Annotated in this window: 7 protein-coding genes; 1 reads left to right on the forward strand and 6 read right to left on the reverse strand. The window is 60.4% G+C overall.

Going from position 1 to position 6,675, the window contains the following annotated elements:
* The first annotated feature begins 15 nt into the window (after nucleotides 1–15).
* Nucleotides 16–504: a helix-turn-helix domain-containing protein gene (locus tag Q0J74_RS09655; RefSeq protein ID WP_297213978.1), complete on the forward strand. Its 489-nt coding sequence runs from the start codon at nucleotides 16–18 to the stop codon at nucleotides 502–504.
* Between the two features lie 197 nt (nucleotides 505–701).
* Here the strand turns inward: Q0J74_RS09655 and guaA are convergent, their stop codons facing one another.
* From guaA to feoB, 6 genes are all read right to left on the reverse strand, one after another.
* The gene (gene guaA, locus Q0J74_RS09660; RefSeq protein WP_297213961.1) at nucleotides 702–1,991 is read right to left on the reverse strand and encodes a glutamine-hydrolyzing GMP synthase; all 1,290 of its coding nucleotides are present in this window, start codon (nucleotides 1,989–1,991) and stop codon (nucleotides 702–704) included.
* A gap of 76 nt (nucleotides 1,992–2,067) precedes the next feature.
* Nucleotides 2,068–2,286, reverse strand: a complete 219-nt coding sequence (locus tag Q0J74_RS09665) for a helix-turn-helix domain-containing protein (RefSeq protein WP_297213964.1) — start codon at nucleotides 2,284–2,286, stop codon at nucleotides 2,068–2,070.
* 12 nt (nucleotides 2,287–2,298) lie between these two features.
* Nucleotides 2,299–2,868, reverse strand: a complete 570-nt coding sequence (locus tag Q0J74_RS09670; protein WP_297213967.1) for a DUF2975 domain-containing protein — start codon at nucleotides 2,866–2,868, stop codon at nucleotides 2,299–2,301.
* A gap of 88 nt (nucleotides 2,869–2,956) precedes the next feature.
* Nucleotides 2,957–3,682 (reverse strand): NAD-dependent protein deacylase, encoded by a 726-nt coding sequence (locus Q0J74_RS09675; protein ID WP_297213970.1) that lies wholly within the window; start codon nucleotides 3,680–3,682, stop codon nucleotides 2,957–2,959.
* Nucleotides 3,683–3,698: 16 nt separating this feature from the next.
* Nucleotides 3,699–3,863, reverse strand: coding sequence for a FeoB-associated Cys-rich membrane protein (locus tag Q0J74_RS09680; RefSeq protein ID WP_297213973.1), 165 nt, complete (start codon nucleotides 3,861–3,863; stop codon nucleotides 3,699–3,701).
* A gap of 4 nt (nucleotides 3,864–3,867) precedes the next feature.
* Nucleotides 3,868–6,318 carry a ferrous iron transport protein B gene (gene feoB, locus Q0J74_RS09685; protein WP_297213975.1) on the reverse strand — a complete coding sequence of 817 codons (2,451 nt, stop codon included), beginning with the start codon at nucleotides 6,316–6,318 and terminating at the stop codon, nucleotides 3,868–3,870.
* Nucleotides 6,319–6,675: the final 357 nt, after the last annotated feature.

Here is a 6,675-nt window from a genome sequence, read left to right on the forward strand (position 1 = left end):
ATTGGAGTTGATGATATGGCGATTGGCGAACGGATTCACTTTTTCCGTCTCCTGCGGGGGATGACACAGAAATATCTGGGTATGGCGCTGGGCTTCCCGGAGAAGTCTGCCGATGTGCGCCTTGCTCAGTACGAAACAGGATCAAGAACCCCTAAGGCGGACCTGACTGCTGCCCTGGCTCAGGTACTGGATGTCTCTCCCCATGCGCTCTCTGTCCCAGACATAGACTCCTATGTGGGGCTCATGCACACCCTGTTTACCCTGGAGGATAACTACGGGCTCAAGATTAGCGAGATGGATGGAGAAGTCTGCCTGAAGGTCGATGTGCGGAAGAGCAAGGACGCTGCTCGGCTGCATGAGATGCTTTGCTCCTGGCAACAGGCCGCTGCCATGTTGGAGGCGGGCGAAATCTCCAAAGAGGACTATGATAAGTGGCGCTACCATTACCCGGAGTTTGAAAACTCCCAGACCTATGTGAAGATACCGCCCCAGGACCTCTTTTGACCTGCTCACTTGTAGGCCACGGGAGAGGCCGTTTGTTGCACAGAGTAATAATAAAAAGAAAAAGAGAGCTAACTGACTAATCAAAATCAGTTAGCTCTCTTTTTATGAATAATGAAAAAGTGTTGCCAAATCGTTGCCACGGAGGGCATTAACCCTTCAAAAGCCCAGTTATATCAGGCTTTTCCGGGCCTCTGAAATCATTCCCACTCGATGGTGCCAGTGGGCTTGGGTGTCAAATCGTACAGCACCCGGTTGATGCCCTTCACCTCATGGGTGATACGGTAGGTGATGTGCTGGAGCAAATCAAAAGGCACATTCTCCACCGTGGCGGTCATGGCATCCACGGTATTCACCGCCCGGATGATGGCCGGCCACTCGTCGGCCCGCTTACCATCCCGGACGCCCACGCTCTTTACGTCGGGTACGATGGTGAAGTACTGCCACACCTTGCCCTCCAGGCCGTTCTTGGCAAACTCCTCCCGGAGGATGGCGTCGGACTCCCGCAGAGCCTCCAGCCGGTCCCGGGTAATGGCCCCCAGGCAGCGCACCCCCAGGCCGGGGCCGGGGAAGGGCTGGCGGTACACCATGCTGTCGGGCAGGCCCAGGGCCTTACCGCAGGCGCGTACCTCGTCCTTAAAGAGCATCTTCAGGGGCTCCACCAGCTCAAAGTCCAGATCCTCCGGCAGGCCGCCCACGTTGTGGTGGCTCTTCACCGCCTTCACAGTCTTGGTGCCGGACTCGATGATGTCGGGGTAAATGGTACCCTGGCCCAGGAAGGAGATGCCCTCCAGCTTGCGGGCCTCCTCCTCGAAGACGCGGATGAACTCCTCGCCGATGATCTTGCGCTTGCGCTCTGGGTCGGACACGCCGGCCAGCTTGTCCAGGAAGCGGTCCACCGCGTCCACATAGATGAGATTGGCGTCCATCTCGTGCCGGAACACCTGCACCACCTGCTCCGGCTCGCCCTTGCGGAGCAGGCCGTGGTTGACGTGGACGCAGGTAAGCTGCTTGCCAATGGCGCGAATCAGCAGGGCGGCCACCACCGAGGAGTCCACCCCGCCGGACAGGGCCAGCAGCACCTTCTTGTCCCCCACCTGCCGGCGGATCAGCTCCACCTGGTCGGCGATGAAGTTTTCCATGTTCCAGTTGGCCTGGGCGCCGCACACACCGAAGATAAAGTTGGACAGGGCCTGCTTCCGCTCCTCTGGGTCAGCGGGCCAGGGCTTGTCCCCCTTGTGGTCGGCCAGCAGCACCGGCACCTCGCAGTTGTAGATGTCCCTGGAGACGTCAATCTCCACCCCGTCCACCACGCGGTTGGGACCGCCGTTGAGGATGACGCCCTTCACGTTGGGCAGGGCGTGGAGCTCCTCCAGGGTGATATCGTGGGGGTGAATCTCACTGTACACCCCCAGCGCCCGAATCTCCCGGGCCAGCTGGGCGTTCTCGCCGCTGCCCAGATCTAAGATAAGGATCATATCCTGCTTCATCCCAGTTCCTCCCTGTTGAAATTTCGGTAAGCATCATTATAGCATAAATTCCCGGTGGATGCATCCCCCAAGTTCCTCAATTCGACGATTCCTCCGGTACATACTCCAGCAGATCCCCAGGTTGGCAGTCCAGCGCCTTGCAGATGGCCTCCAGGGTGGTGAAGCGCACCGCCTTGGCGTGGTTGTTTTTCAGAATGGACAGATTGGCCAGGGTAATATCCACCTTGGCGGAGAGCTCATTGAGGCTCATCTTCCGCCTGGCCATCATCACATCCAGATTTACCATAATAGGCATAGCTTCACCTCCCTAAATGGTGAGATCGTTTTCCCTCTTCAGCTCCGCCGCCTGGCGGAACAGGGCGGACATCACCAGGCAGAGCAGCCCCGCCATGAAGAACACGGGGACAAACAGGGCGTTGTAGGTCAGCAGCGGATCAACCGTACCATAGAATGCCAGGCCCCAGATCAGCCGGACCAGGGCGGCGGCGGAAATGAGAAAGCTGCACGCCGCCGAGCGGCGGAGGCTGTGGCTGTTGACCAGTTGAAAGGGATTCCCCTCCAGAATGGTGTCCAGTACCCGCCGGGCCTGCCACAGCACCACTGCGGTGCATGCCCCGCAGAACAGAAGAAACAGGGCGAGCACCATCTCGTATGCCCCGGCCGCCCACACCCAGACCCAGCTCAGGGCAAACGCGATTCCCACCCGAAAGGGAACCTCCAGCGGATTTTCGTAGGGTGTCAGCGTCAGCAACTCGTCCAGCCCTTTCATCAGGCTCATTCCAGGCACCAACAGCAGGGCCACCAGATTGCACACAAACGTGATGGTCACCAGTATCTTCAGTACCCCGGCCAGCTTTTTCACAGCAGTCTTTTCCATGGTATCTCCCCCTTTGGGGCGAGTATACCATGGTTTTTATTGTTTTTCAATAAAAAAGTGAAGGGCGTCCGTGCGGGACGCCCTTTGGTTATACCTGGATGGCACCCAGCACTTCCCCGATGGGGCGGTTGATGACCAGATCGGCCTCCATGTCGTAGGGGGTGGGGCTCTTGTTGATGAGGGTCAGCTTGTTCCCCCTGTAGTAGCGGATCAGGCCTGCCGCCGGGTACACCGCTAAGGAGGTGCCGCCAATGATGAGCATGTCCGCCCGGGAGATGGCCAGCACCGCGGCCTCCATGGTCTCCTGGTCCAGGGCCTCCTCATAGAGCACCACGTCGGGTTTGATGGTGCCGCCGCACACCGGGCAGTAAGGCACGCCCTGGCTCTTCATCATAAAGTCCAGGTCGTAGAACTGATGGCACTTCATGCAGTAGTTGCGGTGGACGGAGCCGTGGAGCTCATACACGGCCACGCTGCCCGCCGCCTGGTGGAGGCCGTCGATGTTCTGGGTCACCACCGCTTTCAGCTTCCCCGCCCGCTCCAGCTCCGCCAGCTTCAAATGGGCGGCGTTGGGCTTGGCATCTGGAAAGAGCATTTTATTGTGGTAAAAGCGGTAAAATTCCTCCGGATTTCGCTGAAAAAAGGTGTGGCTCAGGATGGTCTCCGGGGGATACTGGTACTGCTGGTTGTACAGCCCATCCACGCTGCGGAAGTCGGGGATACCGCTCTCGGTGGACACCCCGGCTCCGCCGAAAAAGACGAGGTTGGAGCTTTCGCTGATCCAGTCCTGGAGCTGTTGGCGTTGGTCGTCCATGAGAGAAATCCTCCTTTTACTTCGTTTTCCGGTGGCGGCACCAGGTGTGGGGGCAGCTGGAGCAGCCGCCGCAGCCGCAGCCCCGCTTCCCCTTCAGGCTCTGGTGGAACCGGTAGATGAGGTAGGCCGCCGCCCAGAGGATGAGGACGGCCACCCCGGCATAGATGACATATTTCAGCATGGCATTACCTCAAAAACAGGGAACCGATCTGATACACCAGGAAGGAGCCCAGCCAGGCGGCGCACAGCTGCCAGCCGATGGAGGCCAGGGTCCATTTCACCGAGTTCATCTCCTTGCGGATGGTGGACACCGCCGCCACACAGGGGACGTAGAGCAGCACAAATACCAGGAAGGAGTAGGCGGCCAGGGGGCTTTGGAAGGTGGAGCCCAGGGCGGCGGCAATGGCGGCGCCGCTGGCGGTGACGGAAAAGCCATAGAACATGCTCATGGAGGACACCACCATCTCCTTGGCGATGAGGCCGGAGAGGAGGGCCACCGCCGCCTGCCAGGTGCCGAAGCCCAGGGGAGCAAAAACAGGGGCCAGGAAGGAGCCGACGGCGCCCAGGATCGAGTACCCGGCGTCGGACACCAGGCCGAAGGCGCCGTTTTCCACCCCGAAGGTCTGGAGGAACCACAGCAGCACGCTCATGGCCAGAATCAGGGTGCCGGCCTTGACGAGGAAGCCCTTTACCTTCTCCCACACGTGGAGGGCGATGTTTTTCCCGGTAGGCAGGCGGTAAGGGGGCAGCTCCAGCACAAAGGCGGCAGGCTCCCCCCTGAACACCAGCTTTTTCAGCAGGATACCGGAGAAAATGGCAAAAACAAGTCCCATAAAATAGAGGGAAAACACCACCAGGCCCCCATACCGGGGGAAGAAAGCGGCGGTAAGCAGGCCGTACACCGGCAGCCGGGCGGAGCAGGACATAAAGGGGACCAGCATGATGGTCATCCGCCGGTCCTTCTCATTCTCCATGGTCCGCGCCCCCATAACGGCGGGGACGGTACAGCCGAAGCCCATGAGCATGGGGATGAATGCCTTGCCCGACAGACCGAAGCGCCGCAGCAGCCGGTCCATGATAAAGGCCGCCCTGGCCATGTAGCCGGAATCCTCCAGGAAGGAGAGAAAGAAAAACAGAATGGCAATCTGGGGCAGGAAGGTGAGCACGCCCCCCACTCCGGCGATGACACCGTCCACCAGCAGGGCCTCCACCCAGGGGGCAGTTCCGGCGGCGGTCAGGACGCCCCGGACCCACTGGGCAAAGTATCCGCCGATCAGGGTGTCCACCCCGTCGGCCAGCACCTGGCCGGGACCGAAGGTGAGGGCAAACATGGCCAGCATCATGGCCAGAAATACCGGGATAGCCAGGAACTTGTGGGTGACCACGGCATCCACCCGGTCGGACAGGGTTGGGGCGCCCAGGGGCCTGCCCCGGCGCACACAGCGCTCCACCACCTGCTGGATAAACTGATACCGGGCATCGGCCACCAGGGTCTCCCGGTCGCCCAGCTCATAAGCGCCCTCGTATTCCCGGCACACCGCTTCCAACTTCTCCCGGGTGTCCTTCTCCAGGCCCAGGGCCTGCTCCACCAGGGAGTCTCCCTCAATGAGCTTGATGGAGGCCCAGTGAGCGGGAATGTGAGAGGCGTAGGCCCTGTCGTGGATCAGCTCACCCACCTTATGGTGGATCTGGTGGGTAAAATCGTCATACAGGTCGTCCGGCTCCACGGTAACCCCCACGTGCATCTGCCGGTGGGCCACCTCCAGCAGCTCCTGGATGTTCTTGCCGGAGCGGGCGGTGATGGGAATCACCGGCACCCCCAGAGCCTGGGACAGGCCCTCCACGTCGATTTTGTCCCCGTGGCGTTCCACCTCGTCCATGAAGTTCAGGGCAATTACCATGGGCCGCTCCAGCTCCAGCAGCTGGACGGTGAGGTACAGGTTGCGTTCCATATTGGTGGCGTCCAGGATGTCAATGATGGCGTCGGGATGTTCCCCCACAATGAAGTCCCGGGCCACAATCTCCTCCATGGAGTAGGGAGACAGGGAGTAGATACCGGGCAGGTCCACCACTGTCACCGGCTTGCCGTCCACCTCCGCCTTGCCCTCCTTCTTCTCCACCGTCACGCCGGGCCAGTTGCCCACATACTGGTTGGAGCCGGTGAGGGCGTTGAAGAGGGTGGTCTTGCCGCAGTTGGGATTGCCCACCAGGGCCAGCTTCATCTCCCGGGTGTCGTGGCTGGCATAGTCCGGCTCCCCGCCGTGCTCGGCGGCCTCGTGGGCGTGGTCGGCGTCCATCCGGCGCAGCGTCTCCTCATCCGGCAGGTGCTGCACCATGCCTATGCGCTGGCGCCGGGTCCTGGCCCGCCGCTCCCCCTCCTCGCCCGTGGCAAGGAGAATCTGGGCCGCGTCCGCCTTCCGCAGAGAGAGTTCGTATCCCCGCAGATTCAGCTCCAGTGGGTCGCCGAAAGGGGCCACCTTGCGCACAGTGACCTCCGTGCCTGGCGTCAGGCCCATATCCACCAGCCGGCGCTTCACCGGCCCCTTTTCATTGCCTACCCGGAGTATGATCCCCTGTTCGCCGGGCTGTACCTCCTCCAGAGTCCGTTGGCCTGTTTTTGTCTCTTCCCTGCTCATGCTTCTTCCATCCGCCTTGTTTTATAAGTTAAACCCGTCTAATTCCGTCAGTTCATTATACTACGTCCCCCGGCGGACACGCAAGGGATGGACTCCGCCATTTTGAACAAAATACCCGCCTGTTTTCCGGTCCAAATCGACGGTCCCGGCGCGGCCCGGAACAGAGCGGCGCAGCGCGGCGGCGGAAAAGAAAAAAAGGACATCCTTTCTGATAGTTCCCACAGGTACACTTTTTGAACCCACTGAATTGTCAGGCACACAGGCGGACAGCGGAAGCTGTCCGCCTCAGTCTGTCGAAAAACCCGTTTCATGCTTGATGCATGACCGGGTTTTTCGCATATATCGGCCAGAATAGGA

The sequence above is a fragment of the uncultured Flavonifractor sp. genome (assembly GCF_944387675.1).
Classification (GTDB): Bacteria; Bacillota; Clostridia; order Oscillospirales; family Oscillospiraceae; genus Flavonifractor.